The following is a 15,615-nucleotide window of genomic DNA, read 5'->3' as shown; positions in this document are numbered from 1 at the left end:
TTCATTCCTTTCGTGAAATATTGTTGATAAGTTCTTTTAACTGCTCTACCTCTGCTGATAAAGCATTAATTTTAGAAAGTAATATCTGATTATCTGACTGCAATGCCAGAACCTTCTCATGGTCGTTTTTCAGCATGGCAAACATGCAGGGGATCATAATACGGTAATTCCAGTTTTCAGCTTTGCCTTTTTCATTATGGTCAACAGCTAATGGAAATCTGCGGTCAATGTCCTCTGCCAGGAACATTGGCATTTCTTTACCATAGCGCTCATCATGCTCAGACAGATAATCATCCTTGTATTTCGCCCAGATAACCTTAATCCGGTAAAGTTCTTCTAACTCTTCCTCTTGAACCGTTTTTCCAATGGTCTTATAGCGCATAGATGAGCTGGCCACATAACCAACGGAATAGTTATTCATATTTAATGCCAGGGTATTTGCAGAAGAGGTAGAACCCAAACCATATATATTAAGTTCCCCGGATCCGTCATAAAATTCTGTTCCATCGTCAGCTTTCGTAGTTCTTCTTTGGGTATATATACTTAACCCATACTTCACCATCGGAGTCCGCCCGTTAGCAGATAACACGGCATCTCCGCCGAATACGATCCGGCCATCCTTATAAAGACGGATGCTGCCGTCATCTGACTCTAAATAATCGGAAATGATCTTCCAGCCGGCAATTGCGCCAGTTCCGGCAGTTACAGTCCCGGAAAACTCACCTTGGTTAAAATGTACACCTGTGTTGTTAATGTATCCGATTTCGTTCCCGGATGCATCCAGGATAGACAGCAGGCCGTTTCCATTATTAGCACCGCCAAGCTTCAAGGTACCGCCCTGGGCGAAATCAAAGGATATGTAAAGCTCCCCATTTACCATGGTAACGCTCTTGATCGTACCGTTTTTACTCAGCTTGTTAAAAATATCCTCCTGTGTCTGTCCCTTGACTGCATTGCTTGCCTTTTTTTCCGCTATTGAAGTAGCAACAGTGGAAGCGATATCATCAACTGTTTTTCCCTGGATGGAAAAGCTGCTGACCTTCATCTCCACATTTCCATCCTCATCAATATACAGGGTAACGGATCCATCCTTGTTCACAACCTTCAGCTTCTTAGCATCCACCTGGTCACCGGTTACATGCAACGATCTGATATAGGTTGCATTGATGTATAACTGGTTGCCTTCCTTATAGATACCTTTGATCCTGCCATCGTCTGTAAGCAGGTTAAAAATATCCTCATGCGTCAAAGCTGCCATATCTACCACCAGGGGAATGCTCAGCCTGTCAATCAGCTGGGTGGTGCCGCCTGCAGCATACAGAGATACTCTCAGCTCCACAAAATCCCTTGGCACTGCCAGGAACTTCCCACTCCTTGTAGTCAGCAGCTTTCCATTTAGGGCAGCGATAGCCGAATACAGCAGATGGGTTACCTCTGCCTCGTCTGTGGATGATGTGTAGACTGTTTTCCAGGTGTTCCCGTCTGCCGTCTCCTCTATCACAAAGCGCCCTGCATAAGGCGGCCTTCCACCAGTCCCGCTTCTATATCCGGAAAAAGTAATACTGTCCGGATACAAAAGTCCGTCAGCCCCACGCTTTATGACGGTATTGGAGCTTTTCAAATAGTACATTTCCCCTGGATCACCATCTGCGCCATCTTTTCCAGCATAACTCTTGGAAAGATTGAATTTCTTAGACACCGAGACAGTTGACAGATAGGTGGCGCGGATCGTCACCCAGCCTTTATCCGTTGTAAGCCCGGTCACTGTATAGGTCCGGGAATTTTTATCCCAGCTTCCAGTCACACCTGATGATGTGGTAACCGTGTAGGTACAATCCTTAGAAATGTCATTTGAGCCGTACATGACCGTAGCTGTGGTCGTGATCCCAGTGGGGAAGGTCTTATAGTTTCCGTCCGAATCGACCGGGATCCCCTGGTAATCATCAGACAAGAGCATGGTCATGTTCTTATTATCACTCAGAACTTCCGAAATAGTCTTGTCCCCAATGTGGACGCTATCCGGATTCATAGAAACAGACTTCTTGTCAATGTCAGCTTCAAAAATGACATTTCCATCATCGTCCATGATTTCAATTCGTCCAGTCTTCAGCCAGTTCGCGTTAATCCCCACTGCATCAAGGATTTTCGTAATGGTAGTGCCATCCACCAGGGCGCCAACATTCCAGGTATTTCCGCCATCCGTGGACATTCCCCACCCTTCCCGGTTCAGTTTGATCACAACCCGGGATTCTTCCAAAGTGGGCTTATCACACAGATATAAAATACTGCTGCCATCCTCCTGCTTCACAGAAACCGGGAAAAGTCCCTGCGTCTCGTCCATTGCTTTCTTCAGATCATCAAAGGCTTTGTCTATTTCCGTTTTTTGTTTCGACCAGACTGCCCTTAAATCTTTGTAAACTTTTGTTTCTTCACTAAATCTGGTTGCCGATCTTTTGGTCGGCGTCTCGGCTCCACAAAACAGTGTCTGATCTGCATTCGCAGTATACGTTACTCCAGTGAAAACAGTTTTATAATAATTGCCCTTCAGGTCCACAATTAATCCAACATCACCAGCTTCCCTAACTGGATCACTCTGGCAATTGATGGATAATGGCCTAAAACGCAAGCCGTTGATTTTTTCTCCCAAGTATAAAGCTACAGTTTCACCATTCCCCTGAACCAATTTGTTTCCACTAATCTCCAGGGCATATTCTCCTGTTCCACATAACGAGGAGTTTTCTCTTCCCCCTTCGTTCTCCTCGTTTACTTTTATTCCGGTAATCACAACGTCATCTGTTGACAATAGGCTGCCATTTTTCCATTCTGTTATCTGGATAAGCCTGCTATTGTCAACATCGATCTTATTGCTATTTCCTGGAACTACTATTATTCCTTCCTTTATCCAGGAAGCTTCCAACAGGTCTGTATCGTACCATCTGAGGGACAAAGTTCCATCCGCATTGATTCTGCTGAATTTACATGCAATCTGTCCAACAAAGCATAAAATGTCTCTAAAATTCAGACTGTCCTCATTCGGCCTTCTGTTAACAACATACCCACTATTATCAAAATTGGCCGAATCTCCTGACAGGCGCACCCCACAGCAGCTGCAAGCATCTTGTACGATTTGTCCCAAGGTAGCCGGATAAGACAATTTACTCAACGAATATGGCTTGTCAAATCTAATCATATTGTCATATGCTTTTACGGCTATAACAGATCCAGTGTCTTCACCAGGTTCCGCAGTATAAATTCCCCTATCCAGCCACTCTGTTGTCCCATCCGGGAGTTCTAAGCCTATAATTGCTTTTATCGTAGCTCCGTCAAAATCCACGCCAGTAAATTTGCCATCGATATTACTCAGTTTTATATTCAATTGCTTGGCAATGGCGGAGCCAAGGTCAAAGCTGTTCTGCCCAGACGTATTATCCAAAATCTGAAATAAAAGCAGTTCCATATCCTCTACCGTTTTGGAACTGCCATCCTGAAACTGAATTTCTACTCTATGATGTAATATTCTATTTTTCTTGATTGCCTCTTTATAGACATTTGATGCGTTAATCATTCTGCTACCTCTGAATAATATCTACAGATACCGACTTATACCAATATTCCCCGTCTCCAATGTCTCCCAGGTGTTCCTTACTCAGTGTTCCCCGATATGATTCTATCGTGATGTCTACACCGCAATCATGGAAAGAAAAAGGGAAATATCCGGCAACAAGCGTGTTCTTTATCAGTTTTACAGATCCTTCTGTAAGAAATCCCCACTTGATTGATAAATTTTTCTTTTCAGCAATTACATCTCCAACCATACGTCCTGAAAGAGTTCGTCCTGTATCAGATGTCCAGATCAGTTCGTCGTTCACGCTTAACGACACAGGAGCCGGGAGTACTACGCTCCCGGACCACAGGATTTTCTTTTTGCTGGAACCATCAGTAAAAACATCAGCCATTTATCTCACCTCCACCGTATTATATCTGGTGTCGTTTGCTGCCTGCGCATTTCTGACAGCCGTTGCAACCTGATTGGAATCCATATAGAAAACTAGCTCAGAAAGTGCCGCTACAATCCTCATAACCGCACGGTTAATAATGCTTTCCAATTCTTCCCGGGAAATATTTCCACCTGCCATGGAAGCTGCCTTTAACGCCATCTCCTGAAGCTTGTCCTCTGGGGAAACAATCTCGCCCTGGTGCCGGTTATCACCAATCATTGCAAGCTGAGGCGTGTTTGCCTTCACGAAACCACCGTTAGCAAGCATTGGGATTGTTCCTATAGTTGGGATATTAAATCCATTAAATCCCCACCAGTTTCCTCCAATCCCAGGAATCCAGTCGGGAACCGTGATTTTAAAGCGAATATTATTCACTTTATTGATAAGGCCGTTTACAATTCCAAGAACACTGTTAAATCCGCCTATAATTGCATTAATTGGTGTTCTTGCAATGTCTGTTAATCCATTAAATACGCCAACAAAAATATCCTTTATTCCATTCCAAGCCTTTTCCCAATTTCCAGAAAAAACTCCGGACACAAAATCATTAAGTCCACTAAATACTTTCTGAATATCCCGGATAGTATCTCTTCCGCTTTTTAAAAATCCGTCAAGTATTCCGCCCAGAACTCCGAAATGTTTTGACCAGTCAGTTGCAAACACATTTCCAACAAAATCATCTAATGGCTTAAATACATTCTCCTGCAAGAACTTAAAGACAGAACTTGCGATCTGCTTAAAGCCATCCAGAATTTCGTTTAATCCCTGGAAACATTTTGAAAAGTCGCCTGTAAAAGCCCCTGTGCAAAAATCAATGAAACCACTTAAGACTTTTGTTATTCCAGTAATCACATCACCAGCCACTGCAAGCAGATCCAGAAACAGATCTCCAATCTTCTCCAATATCGGACCGATAATCGGCATAATGTTTTCAATGATCCATTCGATTAAAGGCTGCAGCAAATTCTCCCAAAGTGCCTGTAAATTTTCAAACACTTTTCCAACCAGGACAATAATCCCATCCAGTGCTGGCTGGATATGCTGCTGCCATACTGTTGAAAACTTTTCTGCCAGATTATCCAGAACGGGAGAAATATATGTATTCCAACCATCAAGAAACGTTTCAACGATACTGGATATTCCCTCAGCTATTGAAGTTATAAATGGGCTTACATAAGCAATGTATACCTCTGAAATCTTTGCAAAAGTATCAACTACAGCCTGGTGCAATGTATCTAAAACGATTTGGATCGAACCCAGAGTGTTTTCTATTGTCTGTTTGATCTTCTGTGAATTTTCAACTACAGGAAGAACTACAATCTTCTCAATGTCCTTTATGAACTGTGCTCCAACCTCAGCTGCGCCAAGGAAGCCATCAGCAAATATTCCAATAATATCTGCCGTAATCCCCTGTCCCTCTGATCCAGCGAATACAGAAAATATATCAGAAAATGCCGTCCAGAAATCCCCGGCAAGTGATGCAATGTCTCCTGCAATATTGAACAGAGACACTAATTTACCTCGTATATAGCTACTGCTTTTAGAAAGGTATCCTTCAATCCCGCCAGTAAGATTGGACGCAATCGTTATTCCAATACTGGCAAATGAACCTATCATCTTTCCAAACGACAGCGCAAGAGAATTGGCACAATCATTTGCTGCTTTCACAACATCCGGATCTGTAAATATTTCTTTCAGAGTTTTCCCGATATTCTTAATATTTTCCGTAATGGAACTGATTCTCTTTTCAGAATCACCAAATCCTATCTTAAAGCCTTTTTTGAATACTGCTGCCAGCTCTTTGCAGCGTTTTAACAACCCGGACATCTTTTTGTCTGTTTTATCTATGACAGTTTCTCCCCGGGACAGATTTCCAAAATCAACTCCAGTTCCGCCGATGCCAGACGTTCCCATACTGCTTCCAGAACTTGGCGTTGAACTGTCTCTGGATGTATTACTGTCCAGTTTATTGATCTGGTCGAAGCCCATAAGGGCACGCATTTTCTCAGCTGCTTTCTTTGCTGAGCTGGCCACACCTTTGTTGGATTTCGAAAGATTGTCCGCAGAGCTGGCCGCATTGTCCATTCCGGTGCTTGCGCCCGCTGCCGCACTCCCAATAGCTGAAATCTGCCCGGAAGCACTGTTACTGGATTTCTGACCGATAATCAGCTCTGTAAACGATTTAAAGGCGTTTGCCAGAGTAATTAGTTTTCCGATTACCGTGTTGATCACTCGGATAACCGGAGTGAAAAGATTTATCAGTCCCTGGCCAATTGTAGCCTTCAGGGAGTCAAACTGCAGAGTAAGTATCCTTATCTGGTTCGCCCAGGATCCTGAGGTCCTTGCAAAATCCCCCTGGGCTGCTGCCAGCTGGTTTTGTACGAAGGAATACCTTAAAGCTACCTTTTCGGCTTCTGACATTTTCGCTGTTGTCTTCCCGAAACCATTCGCCATAGCATAACTGTCAAGGGCAGTCTGAGTCATGACTACGCCAAGATCTTTCAAAGATTCCGTTTCGCCTGTGAAAACGGATTTCAGCTTGGTGTAAGCTTCATCCTGTGACAGATTATAGAAAGACGCTACATCACCTGCCAGCTTAGTAAGACTGGCCCCCATGTCATAAGCCTGTTCCTCGGAAAATCCAAAGGCTTTCGCCATTGCCCCGAAGGTACCAGTGAACTGCTTTGCCATGGTCTCAGAAAGTCCAAAGCTCTGGGCTGCACTCTTGGCAAATTTATCAACCTGTGCGGTCATATTCGGAAATGTAACGTCTACAACGTTCTGAACCTCTGCCAGGTCTGATCCGAGCTCCAGGCACGACTTTTCAAAATCTATCAGCTTTTTAACGCCAAATGCTGCTGCAAGAGTTGCACCGGCTTTCTTTGCCAGAGATTCAATGCCGCGCATCTGCGACTGAAACCGATTCTGATTAACGACCAGGTCAAGCCCGATCTGTCCAACACTTGTTGCCATATATGCCACCTTCCTCTATCATGAGGACATCGACACATGGCACTACTTGTCCTGGTTAATCTTTATTTCAAATTCTTTTTTACAATGGCGCCCTTGGCACCGGATGAAAACACCCCGGCATTTGGCATCCGGGGTGTACTGTATCTTCTGTTCGTGTCCGCAGAAAGGGCATTTTACCTTGTTTTTATCCATTCGCTCCTCCTGCCATATCAATAAATGCCTGTTTCATAGCCTCCAGGAATTTATCTCTGTCTTCCTCTGAAACCTTCATAGCTTGTTTATTTCTCCATTCGCGGCGGATCCGGCGCTGTTCCGGGGTGAAATGCTTCAAGATTTCTTCATCCTCTTCTGCTCGGATTGCTACGATCCTGCCAAGGGCTGTATCCGGGCCTATTCCGGATAGAAGATCCGAAAACTCGTCCCAGGGCATCCCTGCTGGAATTTCCTTAGAAAGACGTAACCCGTACTGTGATTGAAACGATGATACGATCAGATCAAAATCATCTATCAGATCATAGTACGGGTCACTGCTCTCCCTGGTCTTCTTCTCCCTGGATCAGTTCCATTGCGGTCTGGATAACGATCATAAGATCTTTGAAAGGCAGACGCATTTTTTTAATCTCATTACGGTCTTTTTCGCTGAACAGCTTTTCATATGCCGCAACTGTCGTTTCTGTATCAGAAGAGCCTTCTTTAAACAATCCCATGATTTCAAGCATAGTGCCCGCATCTGCATTTACTATGAATTTTCTGCCCTTGATAATCAGGGCAGGATTTTTATCAAAGCTTAATTTCTCTGTAATATCAATACATTTTGCCATTTGTTTTCTCCTTTTTCTTGCTAAAAGCCGTATTTACTATGCGGCTGGTGTAATCTCCGGTTTTCCATTGCTCATGATATCGAATTCAAGAGGTGCTACAGCTGTGGAATCTCCGGATCCAACATTCTTCACATTGATAACTGATTTTGTAAACTTCACAACAGTACCATCCGGGAAAGTCCACTGCGTATCAGCTTCCGCATTTCTTCCGTTCTTCCATGCCAGTCCTGCAACAAAATCATTTCCGGCATCCCCCACATTACGTTTTGCAGTTACTGAAATTGTAATACTCTTGGATGTCATTAAACGTCTGGTCCATCCTTCTGTGTCAAATGGGTTCCACTCTTCCACTCCATTGTCAAAAGATACGGAAAAGGTTACACAGTCTGCAATATTTTTCAGTGAAGCAGTGCCGCCTGATGCTGTGTCTATCTGGAACTGGTTCTCGTAGCATGGATATACGCCAGACTTGGAACCTGCGAACAGCTGAAGGTTCATCACAATTTTATTCTTCATCCTTATTTCCTTTCTTTTCAAAAATCACAGCCAGTTCTATAACCATCTCATAGATACCGGAATCATCTACGCCTATATCCTGAAGATCATAGACTGGCAGGACAAATTTAATAGTTTCATGGTTTACAGTTGCATTTCTGGTGGCTCTGACAGCTTCAAATAAGGCTTTTCCGGCTTTTTCGGTCTCGCGCTGGGATTTATTCCAGTGTACTAGTAAAGTGACGTATTTCGTGCCGTAGGACTCCAGCTGAGGGCCGCCGATTGCCACCTTATACTCATGCTGGTGTTTACTGTTATAAACACCAACTATTTTTTCCGGCTTATCCGGAATTGGTCCAACATACACAGTCCCCTGTGTGAGCGTCTCAATATAATCTCTGATATCCGATAACGTCATAAACCAGCCAGCCTCCTGTAGTTTTCCTTGAATGCTTTCACTGCAAAATCAGCATTTTTTCCACCTGGAAGCCAGTCCTCGTACCATTTGCCTTTTGCATTCGGGTTTTCATCCTTTTTAAAATGAAATTCCGGATGAAAATACAGGCGTCTGGCATAAGGCGTACTGGATATGATACTTGCTTTTCCGTGACTGCTTTCAGATGTATCTACAAAAGTACTCTCATTCTGCAAAGCACCGGTATCTCTTGGAAACACCTGTGCCTGCTCAACTTCTGTATGTAAACCTTCTGCTGTCTGCTCCAGGGCTGCCACCTGTGCCTGTGTCAGCTGATTGATCTTCGGAAAGTTAAGTTTAACAGTCGAATTGACCTTGATCATATCAGAAGCACCTCCGTGTAATTTACGGTACCGTCCGGATTTCTGGCTTTCCTGGCTTCCTGGATCTTTCTCTTGACACCAAATATGGTTACTGTACCACCTGATATTACCGGAAGCTCCGGGCAGATATCTCCCGGGAATAATGCGGATCCGGTAATCTGAACCATTTTCTTGTCAGCTGTGAAGATTGTCTTTGCTTTGTCCTGGTAATTGCATTTCCCGGAATATTCAAAACACGGAAGAGGCTCCCCATATTTATCCCGTCCTTCCTGCTCCATCACTAAACCGATATCCGTCTTACAAAGCCTTTTGGGTACTAAACATGGATATTTCATAGCTCACCTCGCTAATCTGCAGCACAGCCCTGTCTGGCACAGCAGTGCATACAGATCTCTTTTCATTGCCACTCCTTTGTCTGTGAATATGTTCCAGCTGCTGCCGAACTGGGCGGATACACCGTTAATGCTGTAGCTTGAAAGTATCGAATTGATCTCATCTGCATTCTCGGTTTCAAAATCTGCCTGCTGGCAGACAACATCCTGAATGATATCCTGTTGGAATCGTGTCAGGTTGGAAAATCCCCTGCCTACAATCCGGTTGTATGTCAGGGAATCAATGTGCCGAGACGCAATCTGCAGAGCTCTCTCAATGTCATTTTCTAAAATCAGGGTTCCGCCGTAAGTATCCGTATAGTATTCTGGGGTTGCATATGGTTCGTAGCTCATAACCGCTCACCTCATTTCGAAGTGTTCTTTTCTTTTGCAGGCTTTTCCTCTTTCTCTACTGCTTCTTTAGAAGCTTTCTCCGGAGTTTCTTCTACCTCGTATCCATGGTCTTTGAACCACTGGATCAGATAAGGATCTTCTGTTTCTCCTACGCCGTTACAGAAAGGAACAGAAGCGGAAACACCTGTGTAATCTTTATTTGGACTTTTGATCTTCATTCTTCGCCTCCTATTTTACTTTGATTCCCCTGAATACACCTGCCGCCTTGGAAGTCTTCAGTGCAATAGCTGCGTTCATTTCAACCTCACCTTTCTTCACTGCTCCAGCAGTTGAAAAGTCCGGGAGCCAGGTCTGTACAGGTGCTACTCCTGCGAAAGACACTGCATGGAGTCCATCCATTGCAAGTCTGGCAACATACAGGGATGTTTTTCCATCTGAGGATTCAATCGGTACTACTTCATCATTCGTACCCGGTTTGGTCTTCAGGTCAACAAAAGGAATGCCGCCATAGCTCTCTACCTGATTTCCCCAGTTATCCTTTGTTACCTGATACATGCTGGCACGTCTCGCGCAAGCTCTCAGTTTAGAAATCAGTTTGTTGTTTCCTCCAATGAATGTGGGAGTACCATCCAGACCGCCAAGGAACTCATCCAGCATATCCAGGAAGTACTGATAGTTTTTGGTAACCAGCTCGGAAGTGGACAGATCGATCACTCCATCTGCATTGTATTCCGTAGAGCTTCCTGTAAGTGCCTTATCCAGTCCGTCAAAGCATTTGGAATCAACCCCTGTATCACCATTGATAAAGGTATCATTGAAAAGTGCCTGAGCTGCTTTGATCTTCTGTGCCTGCTGCAGCTCCACTTCGCTTACGATACCGCCCATATTCGCAATAACTCGGTCAATCTCATAAGCTCCACCAAACACTTTGATTTCAACCGTGTGGCGTTCCTTGGTTACCTCAGATGGTGCATATTCTTTATTGATCTCACGAAATGCAGCTGTCGGCTGTGTTTTCAATCGTGTGTAGCTGTAGCTTGGTGTAGCCCCTCCACCGGTAGGAGATACTGCATCGTCAAATGGAATGTGTTCCAAGATATAATTTGATTTCTGAAATTCATCAATAACGCCCATCTGCAGATCATCCTGGACGTTTTTCTTAGCTTCTTCTAATGTAATTGCCATAATTATTCACCTTTCCCTTCTGAACCCAAGTTCAATTTTGCCGCAATCGCTTCCTTCATTGACACATGGCCTTCTTCGCCTCCTGGCTCAGCTTTTGGCGCTCCCAGCGGGAAGAATCCTTTCTTTCCCTTTCCTGTCTGCTGTTCCTGTTTAAACAGGAATGGTTTGCTTTCTTTTAAAGCTTTCACCTGTTCTTCCAGCCCGGTCACTTTTCCATCTTCCCCAAGAATCAGCTTATTACGATCCACCAGGCCGGCAACCAGATCGCTATCCTGTGCAGTAGAAGAAATAGCCATTTTAATCGCATTGGTAAGCTTAAGAGCCTTCAGCTCATTCTGGTGTTCTGTGTCTTTCTGGCGGTTCTGTTCCTGAAGATCTGCAATCTGCTGTTTCAGTGCTTCATTATCCCCTGCTGATGTCTTTAAAGTATCCAACTGGGTTTTATAATCATTCACTGTTGTTTCCAGCTGCTTTCGCTGCTGTTCGGTTGTGTCATAGGTTTCTTTGGCAACATATCCTTCCAGTTCTTTCTTGGATTCATCTGCTGCTTTTTTTGCAAGGCTCTTTTCAATACCCAGAGCCTCAAACTGTTCCTGTGTCATGTCTTTCTCCTTTCTGGTAGTTTCACGCCATTCCGGGCATAAAAATAAGGCTTCTAACCCTCAGCCTTACTGGGAGATTTTGGATCACCGCCTTTCTGATCTTCAACGGTCTTTACCAACTGCAGATTTGCAAGATGCTCTGCTCTTTTCCGGGACACTTCCAGTTCTTCCCCGGCTGTACGAAGAACCAGAGCATTTTCTTTGTCGCGGAAATTATGCTGCACTATCACCTTCAAATAACCACCTCCTTATTGTTTTAGCAACTGTCTTTTTTAACCCTCTGTAAGCAGAACAAATCCCATAAGCTGAAACTAAAATTACCGCCAAATAAGTTGAATATCCACCTACAGCAATCACCATCTTAACTGCTACCAGCAAAATTCTCACATTCCACATCTCTATCCAAATATAAAATGCAAGTTTAAAAAGTGTGAACAGCAGATCCTTACCTTCAATTACTACAGTTTTCATTGTCTTTCCCCCCTATTTGTGCCGGCGCAAATTTAATCATTGTGTGTGACTTTAAGTCCCCACTGCGGAAGGAAATTAATCTCATAATGGTACTTATCCACATCCGATCCAGAAATGTCTTCAACTACATACATGGTATAGTCATTCAAATAAACATAGTCTTTCTGGTACTTTCCTTCTGCGGTCTCAATAATTACTTCCAGTTCTCTTGAAGAGTTATTCTTCAGTGCAAATGTTCCAGTCAATTCCAACAGGATTGTATCTGTTCTGGCATTCAAAACAGTAAGTTTTCTAGTTACGTTGAAGTTATCTGCATCCTGTGAAATATTCGCACTCACCTGATCAGCTTCTGTGCAACCAGTAGCACAAAAACATGTCAAGATTACCAGTGTCATTAATACTGCAATTCTTTTGGTTGCTCTTCTTTTCATTTTCTTCCTCCTACATTTTGAAACTTCTGTTTTCAAACTTCTTATAGGCATCCATATACAGTTCATTCTTATCGCCGTTATATGTCGGCTCATAGTACATGCCATCTGGTACTGTAGTGCTAAGCAATGCCTTGTTATTCTGCAAAGTCTTACAGCTCCATACCACATACACATCATGTACAGTCACCTGCTGCCGGTCTGTAACATCCATGTGACTATTGGTGTACTCCGCAACTTTTGCTTTACATAATCTCAAAAATTCTTCATGTCCTATGTTGTCTATTCCTTTCTGCAATCTTCAATTGTCGGGATTCCGTACTCTACAGCGCAAGTATGCTCAATTTTGCATTCTCTGGCTTTCTCCCAGCCTTTAGCAAAATAAGCAACATCTGCTGTAGCCAATAATTTCAATGATTCTCCAAGATACCAAAGAGGTCTTGCATCTGTCGGTGCCGACTGAAAGAAAGAATCAATCACTTCTACAGGTTCATCCATCTGCTTTTCTGCGCTCTTGATTGCTTTTTCTCTTTCCTTTAGTATCTCTTCATCTGATTTTCCTCTCATAGGCTGGCTGATAAATAATTTTTTCATTTTCTTCATCCTCTCTTTCTTAAAAATAAGTACAAAAATAACACGTCTTATGGCGTGCTATCATTGTTTTAATAACTGTATTGATATTTTCAGGTAATAAAATACCACCGGTCATTTTCTGACTGGTGGTATTTTATTTTATGCAATTTTATTCTCTAAATCAATATCAAGTCCAAACTCTTTTAAATCCTGTTCCTTGATATCCAATTCAGTTTTTAATATATCAAGCATTTCATAGTATGCAACCTTGCGTCCGGCACAATATGCATCATCTTTGTTTGCTTTACTTTCTTCTGCCGCTTCATTTGCATTTTCCAGCAATCGTGCGATCATGTATTTAATTCCTTCTCTTGTTAATGCATCAGTCATTATAATCGCCCCTTTCCATCAATTCATTAACTCTATCCTCTATTGCCTGGTTGAAATTGCGGATTTCCTTTTTCCAATGGCGTTTCAAGCCTTCCTGTTCACAGGTCATTTTATCATTCCAGTCTGAACAATAGAGTGCAGGATTTTCCAGCTTATTTTCATGTTCTTTTATTCTTTTCTGGTATTTTCGAATTGCACGTTTTAATGAGCCGGATTCTTGATTTTTAATATCGCTTTCAGCAAATAATTGCAAATCCATCTTTAGTGTATCCTCGTTTTTCTTCATTATACCATTACGTGCCTTTTTTACAATAGCTTTTTTATCCAAAAAATTTACAAACTTAGGATCTAAAATATCGGTTTGCCCTTTCATGTATGCCGCGAAGCTTTCTGCAAAATACTCTGTTTTGCTTGCTGTCGCATAACCAGATATCTTACCAGCATACTTTTTGGCATCCTCACCTATCTCGTTTATAGTTTTTGCATCAAAAAGTTGCCACTGGATGTGATGTCCCATCTCGTGCGTAATATAATCTTTTGCTGATCCGTCTCCTATGAGGCTTCGCCCAGCTGCTTTATAGCGTTCTGCAAGTTCTCGTTTGTTTCCTTCAAGTGTATCTATGTTATCCATTACCACTTCCCAGGCTTCTTTTGACTTCTTGTTATAGTCATCCAGGGTCTTTTCATTCTTCAGTACCGCTTTGTTGATATAAATTCCGTTTTCAACTGGAGAATAAGCCATCACCGCGTCTTCACTCGTAAAGATTTTCTTTCCTTTTGCTGATTTTGGATCAATCGTTTTTACTCCATTGATTTTCGGAATATCATACGCGCTATATATGTCATTCAGTCCTTCATTGATGCTGTTTGCATTTTCCAAGGATATGCCCTTGTAATCAGCCTTACCTTTGAAGACTCTATCCAACATACTCTCTTTGCAAAACTGTTGCGCATACTGTTGTGCCTCCTCCATTGTTTGAGCAGGTTTAAAAGGCGGATGTGCTTCTACATTCCATTCGCGTCTTCTAGTTTCGTATCTCTTCTGGTTCTCCGGATCCAGAGAAAAATCTGCCAACCTACCAAACTTCTTTTCCTGCCTCTTTGCATACTGCTGCCGGCTTTCCTGTTCCTGTTTCCGCACCAGTTCATTCAGCTCTGCTTTGGTATACCTGCTCTTCTCTGGCGGGGTGCTGATTCCTTCGAAATATGTAGTGTGGCTATCTTTGCAGCGCGGATGGTACAGGCCTGCGGCTATGGCACTGCTCATAAGTGGATACTTGATTCCGGTAACCGGTGACTTTCCGTCCTTCGGACCATTGCTCCACACATCATCAACCAGCACTTTTCCCACAAAAGGCAAGCATTTCGGACAGGGATTTCCGCGCTTATTCATAATCACTGTAGATATTCCCCATTCCTGGCGCTTCTGGCCTTCTCCTTGCAGGTATGCCCTTTTGCTGGCTGTTCTGATTGCCATATCCGCATAATCAGCAAGTGTATGCCTTGCGCCGTTGGCATACTGCACACAATTCAAGCCAGCCTTTACAAAATCCTCTGTAGCCATATCCACAGCTTTCTCATAGGTGCCGGCTCCGGTGTTTGCATATACCTGGGCATTGTAAATCACTTTTCGGTACTGGTCATTTGCCATTCGAAGGACAGCAATCTCAGCCTTCTCCATGTCGTTCATAGTAGCACTGATCAGGGCTTCCAATTTTCTGTCATTCACCTTGAAAAACTCAGCTGCCGCCCCTTTGGAAATATGTTTAGCAGGAAATCCGTTTCTGATAGCTTCCAGGATTGCAATCTCCTGTGCCATCTCGCCTTCAGATCTGGACAGGGATATCAGTGTTTTGATCTGTGCATTGATATCCTTGAACTGCTTGCCATACTTCTTCTGGTTGTCCTTCTTATACTTTTCCAGGGATTTAAGCTGCAGTGCCTGCCACATAGCCCATTGTTTATCTTCATCGATCTCTTCCAGCTTGTGCCGGCGCATATTACGGATCATGGAAGATATAAGCTCATTTTCTATGGCTTCAAAGGCAGCTCCAATGTCGTAGACGGTGTTAAGCTTCTGCATATGTGGTTACCTCCCGTTTGCATATACCTTAAAGCCCTGGCTTTTGAATATTCGGATCATGTCTTTCAGCTTT

At 43.2% G+C, this 15,615-nt stretch carries 21 protein-coding genes; all 21 read right to left on the bottom strand.

Translation table 11 applies throughout. The features are described from left to right. Position 1: 1 nt before the first annotated feature. Entirely contained in the window at positions 2-3,565 is a 3,564-nt protein-coding gene (locus AB5618_RS09255) for a hypothetical protein (protein ID WP_368366698.1), read from the bottom strand. A gap of 4 nt (positions 3,566-3,569) precedes the next feature. Next, positions 3,570-3,956, bottom strand: coding sequence for a hypothetical protein (locus AB5618_RS09250; RefSeq protein WP_148462413.1), 387 nt, complete (start codon positions 3,954-3,956; stop codon positions 3,570-3,572). After that, on the bottom strand, positions 3,957-6,971 hold the full coding sequence (locus tag AB5618_RS09245) for a hypothetical protein (protein ID WP_368366697.1): 3,015 nt from the start codon (positions 6,969-6,971) through the stop codon (positions 3,957-3,959). It abuts the gene before it with no gap. Positions 6,972-7,013: 42 nt separating this feature from the next. Beyond that, the gene (locus AB5618_RS09240) at positions 7,014-7,163 is read right to left on the bottom strand and encodes a hypothetical protein (protein WP_173773407.1); all 150 of its coding nucleotides are present in this window, start codon (positions 7,161-7,163) and stop codon (positions 7,014-7,016) included. Then, positions 7,156-7,461: a Gp15 family bacteriophage protein gene (locus AB5618_RS09235; RefSeq protein WP_270414106.1), complete on the bottom strand. Its 306-nt coding sequence runs from the start codon at positions 7,459-7,461 to the stop codon at positions 7,156-7,158. Before AB5618_RS09235 ends, AB5618_RS09240 begins: the two co-directional genes overlap by 8 nt. A 34-nt stretch (positions 7,462-7,495) precedes the next feature. Further along, entirely contained in the window at positions 7,496-7,792 is a 297-nt protein-coding gene (locus tag AB5618_RS09230; RefSeq protein ID WP_148462418.1) for a hypothetical protein, read from the bottom strand. A gap of 36 nt (positions 7,793-7,828) precedes the next feature. After that, positions 7,829-8,308: a phage tail tube protein gene (locus AB5618_RS09225; protein WP_233456039.1), complete on the bottom strand. Its 480-nt coding sequence runs from the start codon at positions 8,306-8,308 to the stop codon at positions 7,829-7,831. Then, positions 8,298-8,705 (bottom strand): minor capsid protein, encoded by a 408-nt coding sequence (locus AB5618_RS09220; RefSeq protein WP_368366696.1) that lies wholly within the window; start codon positions 8,703-8,705, stop codon positions 8,298-8,300. Before AB5618_RS09220 ends, AB5618_RS09225 begins: the two co-directional genes overlap by 11 nt. Further along, positions 8,702-9,085, bottom strand: coding sequence for a minor capsid protein (locus AB5618_RS09215; protein ID WP_226815808.1), 384 nt, complete (start codon positions 9,083-9,085; stop codon positions 8,702-8,704). The genes AB5618_RS09220 and AB5618_RS09215 overlap by 4 nt, the downstream gene beginning before the upstream one ends. Beyond that, positions 9,082-9,420: a hypothetical protein gene (locus tag AB5618_RS09210; protein WP_368366695.1), complete on the bottom strand. Its 339-nt coding sequence runs from the start codon at positions 9,418-9,420 to the stop codon at positions 9,082-9,084. The genes AB5618_RS09215 and AB5618_RS09210 overlap by 4 nt, the downstream gene beginning before the upstream one ends. Positions 9,421-9,423: 3 nt before the next feature. Continuing rightward, complete coding sequence (locus tag AB5618_RS09205; RefSeq protein WP_368366694.1) at positions 9,424-9,810, bottom strand: hypothetical protein; 387 nt, start codon at positions 9,808-9,810, stop codon at positions 9,424-9,426. Positions 9,811-9,821: 11 nt separating this feature from the next. Beyond that, positions 9,822-10,028 carry a hypothetical protein gene (locus AB5618_RS09200; protein WP_148462427.1) on the bottom strand — a complete coding sequence of 69 codons (207 nt, stop codon included), beginning with the start codon at positions 10,026-10,028 and terminating at the stop codon, positions 9,822-9,824. A 10-nt stretch (positions 10,029-10,038) separates the two neighbouring features. Continuing rightward, entirely contained in the window at positions 10,039-10,995 is a 957-nt protein-coding gene (locus tag AB5618_RS09195; RefSeq protein WP_148462429.1) for a major capsid protein, read from the bottom strand. Between the two features lie 2 nt (positions 10,996-10,997). After that, positions 10,998-11,597, bottom strand: a complete 600-nt coding sequence (locus AB5618_RS09190) for a phage scaffolding protein (protein ID WP_148462430.1) — start codon at positions 11,595-11,597, stop codon at positions 10,998-11,000. 53 nt (positions 11,598-11,650) lie between these two features. After that, a complete protein-coding gene (locus tag AB5618_RS09185; RefSeq protein WP_148462431.1) occupies positions 11,651-11,833 on the bottom strand; it encodes a hypothetical protein in 183 nt (60 codons plus the stop codon). Next, positions 11,811-12,068: a hypothetical protein gene (locus tag AB5618_RS09180; RefSeq protein WP_148462432.1), complete on the bottom strand. Its 258-nt coding sequence runs from the start codon at positions 12,066-12,068 to the stop codon at positions 11,811-11,813. The genes AB5618_RS09185 and AB5618_RS09180 overlap by 23 nt, the downstream gene beginning before the upstream one ends. A gap of 32 nt (positions 12,069-12,100) precedes the next feature. Then, positions 12,101-12,499, bottom strand: coding sequence for a hypothetical protein (locus AB5618_RS09175; RefSeq protein WP_368366693.1), 399 nt, complete (start codon positions 12,497-12,499; stop codon positions 12,101-12,103). A gap of 10 nt (positions 12,500-12,509) precedes the next feature. Continuing rightward, the gene (locus AB5618_RS09170) at positions 12,510-12,755 is read right to left on the bottom strand and encodes a DUF6275 family protein (protein ID WP_233456040.1); all 246 of its coding nucleotides are present in this window, start codon (positions 12,753-12,755) and stop codon (positions 12,510-12,512) included. Positions 12,756-12,778: 23 nt separating this feature from the next. Further along, positions 12,779-13,090, bottom strand: a complete 312-nt coding sequence (locus tag AB5618_RS09165; RefSeq protein ID WP_368366692.1) for a hypothetical protein — start codon at positions 13,088-13,090, stop codon at positions 12,779-12,781. Positions 13,091-13,228: 138 nt separating this feature from the next. Beyond that, positions 13,229-13,459 (bottom strand): transposase, encoded by a 231-nt coding sequence (locus AB5618_RS09160; protein WP_148463738.1) that lies wholly within the window; start codon positions 13,457-13,459, stop codon positions 13,229-13,231. Next, positions 13,452-15,542 (bottom strand): phage minor capsid protein, encoded by a 2,091-nt coding sequence (locus AB5618_RS09155; RefSeq protein ID WP_368366691.1) that lies wholly within the window; start codon positions 15,540-15,542, stop codon positions 13,452-13,454. Before AB5618_RS09155 ends, AB5618_RS09160 begins: the two co-directional genes overlap by 8 nt. Positions 15,543-15,615: the final 73 nt, after the last annotated feature.

It is taken from the genome of Ruminococcus sp. J1101004sp1_RTP21198st1_B9_RTP21198_201120, from assembly GCF_040924245.1.
Lineage (GTDB): Bacteria > Bacillota > Clostridia > Lachnospirales > Lachnospiraceae > Blautia_A > Blautia_A faecis.
This window is presented reverse-complemented; position numbering and strand designations above follow the sequence as displayed.

What these genes read in the sequence shown, in the direction of transcription:
- AB5618_RS09250 (WP_148462413.1), bottom strand. Translation starts at nt 3,956, where the DNA reads ATGGCTGATGTTTTTACTGATGGTTCCAGCAAAAAGAAAATCCTGTGG.
- AB5618_RS09205 (WP_368366694.1), bottom strand. Translation starts at nt 9,810, where the DNA reads ATGAGCTACGAACCATATGCAACCCCAGAATACTATACGGATACTTAC.
- AB5618_RS09240 (WP_173773407.1), bottom strand. Translation starts at nt 7,163, where the DNA reads ATGGATAAAAACAAGGTAAAATGCCCTTTCTGCGGACACGAACAGAAG.
- AB5618_RS09175 (WP_368366693.1), bottom strand. Translation starts at nt 12,499, where the DNA reads ATGAAAAGAAGAGCAACCAAAAGAATTGCAGTATTAATGACACTGGTA.
- AB5618_RS09230 (WP_148462418.1), bottom strand. Translation starts at nt 7,792, where the DNA reads ATGGCAAAATGTATTGATATTACAGAGAAATTAAGCTTTGATAAAAAT.
- AB5618_RS09155 (WP_368366691.1), bottom strand. Translation starts at nt 15,542, where the DNA reads ATGCAGAAGCTTAACACCGTCTACGACATTGGAGCTGCCTTTGAAGCC.
- AB5618_RS09225 (WP_233456039.1), bottom strand. Translation starts at nt 8,308, where the DNA reads ATGAAGAATAAAATTGTGATGAACCTTCAGCTGTTCGCAGGTTCCAAG.
- AB5618_RS09160 (WP_148463738.1), bottom strand. Translation starts at nt 13,459, where the DNA reads ATGACTGATGCATTAACAAGAGAAGGAATTAAATACATGATCGCACGA.
- AB5618_RS09255 (WP_368366698.1), bottom strand. Translation starts at nt 3,565, where the DNA reads ATGATTAACGCATCAAATGTCTATAAAGAGGCAATCAAGAAAAATAGA.
- AB5618_RS09215 (WP_226815808.1), bottom strand. Translation starts at nt 9,085, where the DNA reads ATGATCAAGGTCAATTCGACTGTTAAACTTAACTTTCCGAAGATCAAT.
- AB5618_RS09210 (WP_368366695.1), bottom strand. Translation starts at nt 9,420, where the DNA reads ATGAAATATCCATGTTTAGTACCCAAAAGGCTTTGTAAGACGGATATC.
- AB5618_RS09180 (WP_148462432.1), bottom strand. Translation starts at nt 12,068, where the DNA reads ATGAAAACTGTAGTAATTGAAGGTAAGGATCTGCTGTTCACACTTTTT.
- AB5618_RS09220 (WP_368366696.1), bottom strand. Translation starts at nt 8,705, where the DNA reads ATGACGTTATCGGATATCAGAGATTATATTGAGACGCTCACACAGGGG.
- AB5618_RS09200 (WP_148462427.1), bottom strand. Translation starts at nt 10,028, where the DNA reads ATGAAGATCAAAAGTCCAAATAAAGATTACACAGGTGTTTCCGCTTCT.
- AB5618_RS09245 (WP_368366697.1), bottom strand. Translation starts at nt 6,971, where the DNA reads ATGGCAACAAGTGTTGGACAGATCGGGCTTGACCTGGTCGTTAATCAG.
- AB5618_RS09165 (WP_368366692.1), bottom strand. Translation starts at nt 13,090, where the DNA reads ATGAAAAAATTATTTATCAGCCAGCCTATGAGAGGAAAATCAGATGAA.
- AB5618_RS09190 (WP_148462430.1), bottom strand. Translation starts at nt 11,597, where the DNA reads ATGACACAGGAACAGTTTGAGGCTCTGGGTATTGAAAAGAGCCTTGCA.
- AB5618_RS09195 (WP_148462429.1), bottom strand. Translation starts at nt 10,995, where the DNA reads ATGGCAATTACATTAGAAGAAGCTAAGAAAAACGTCCAGGATGATCTG.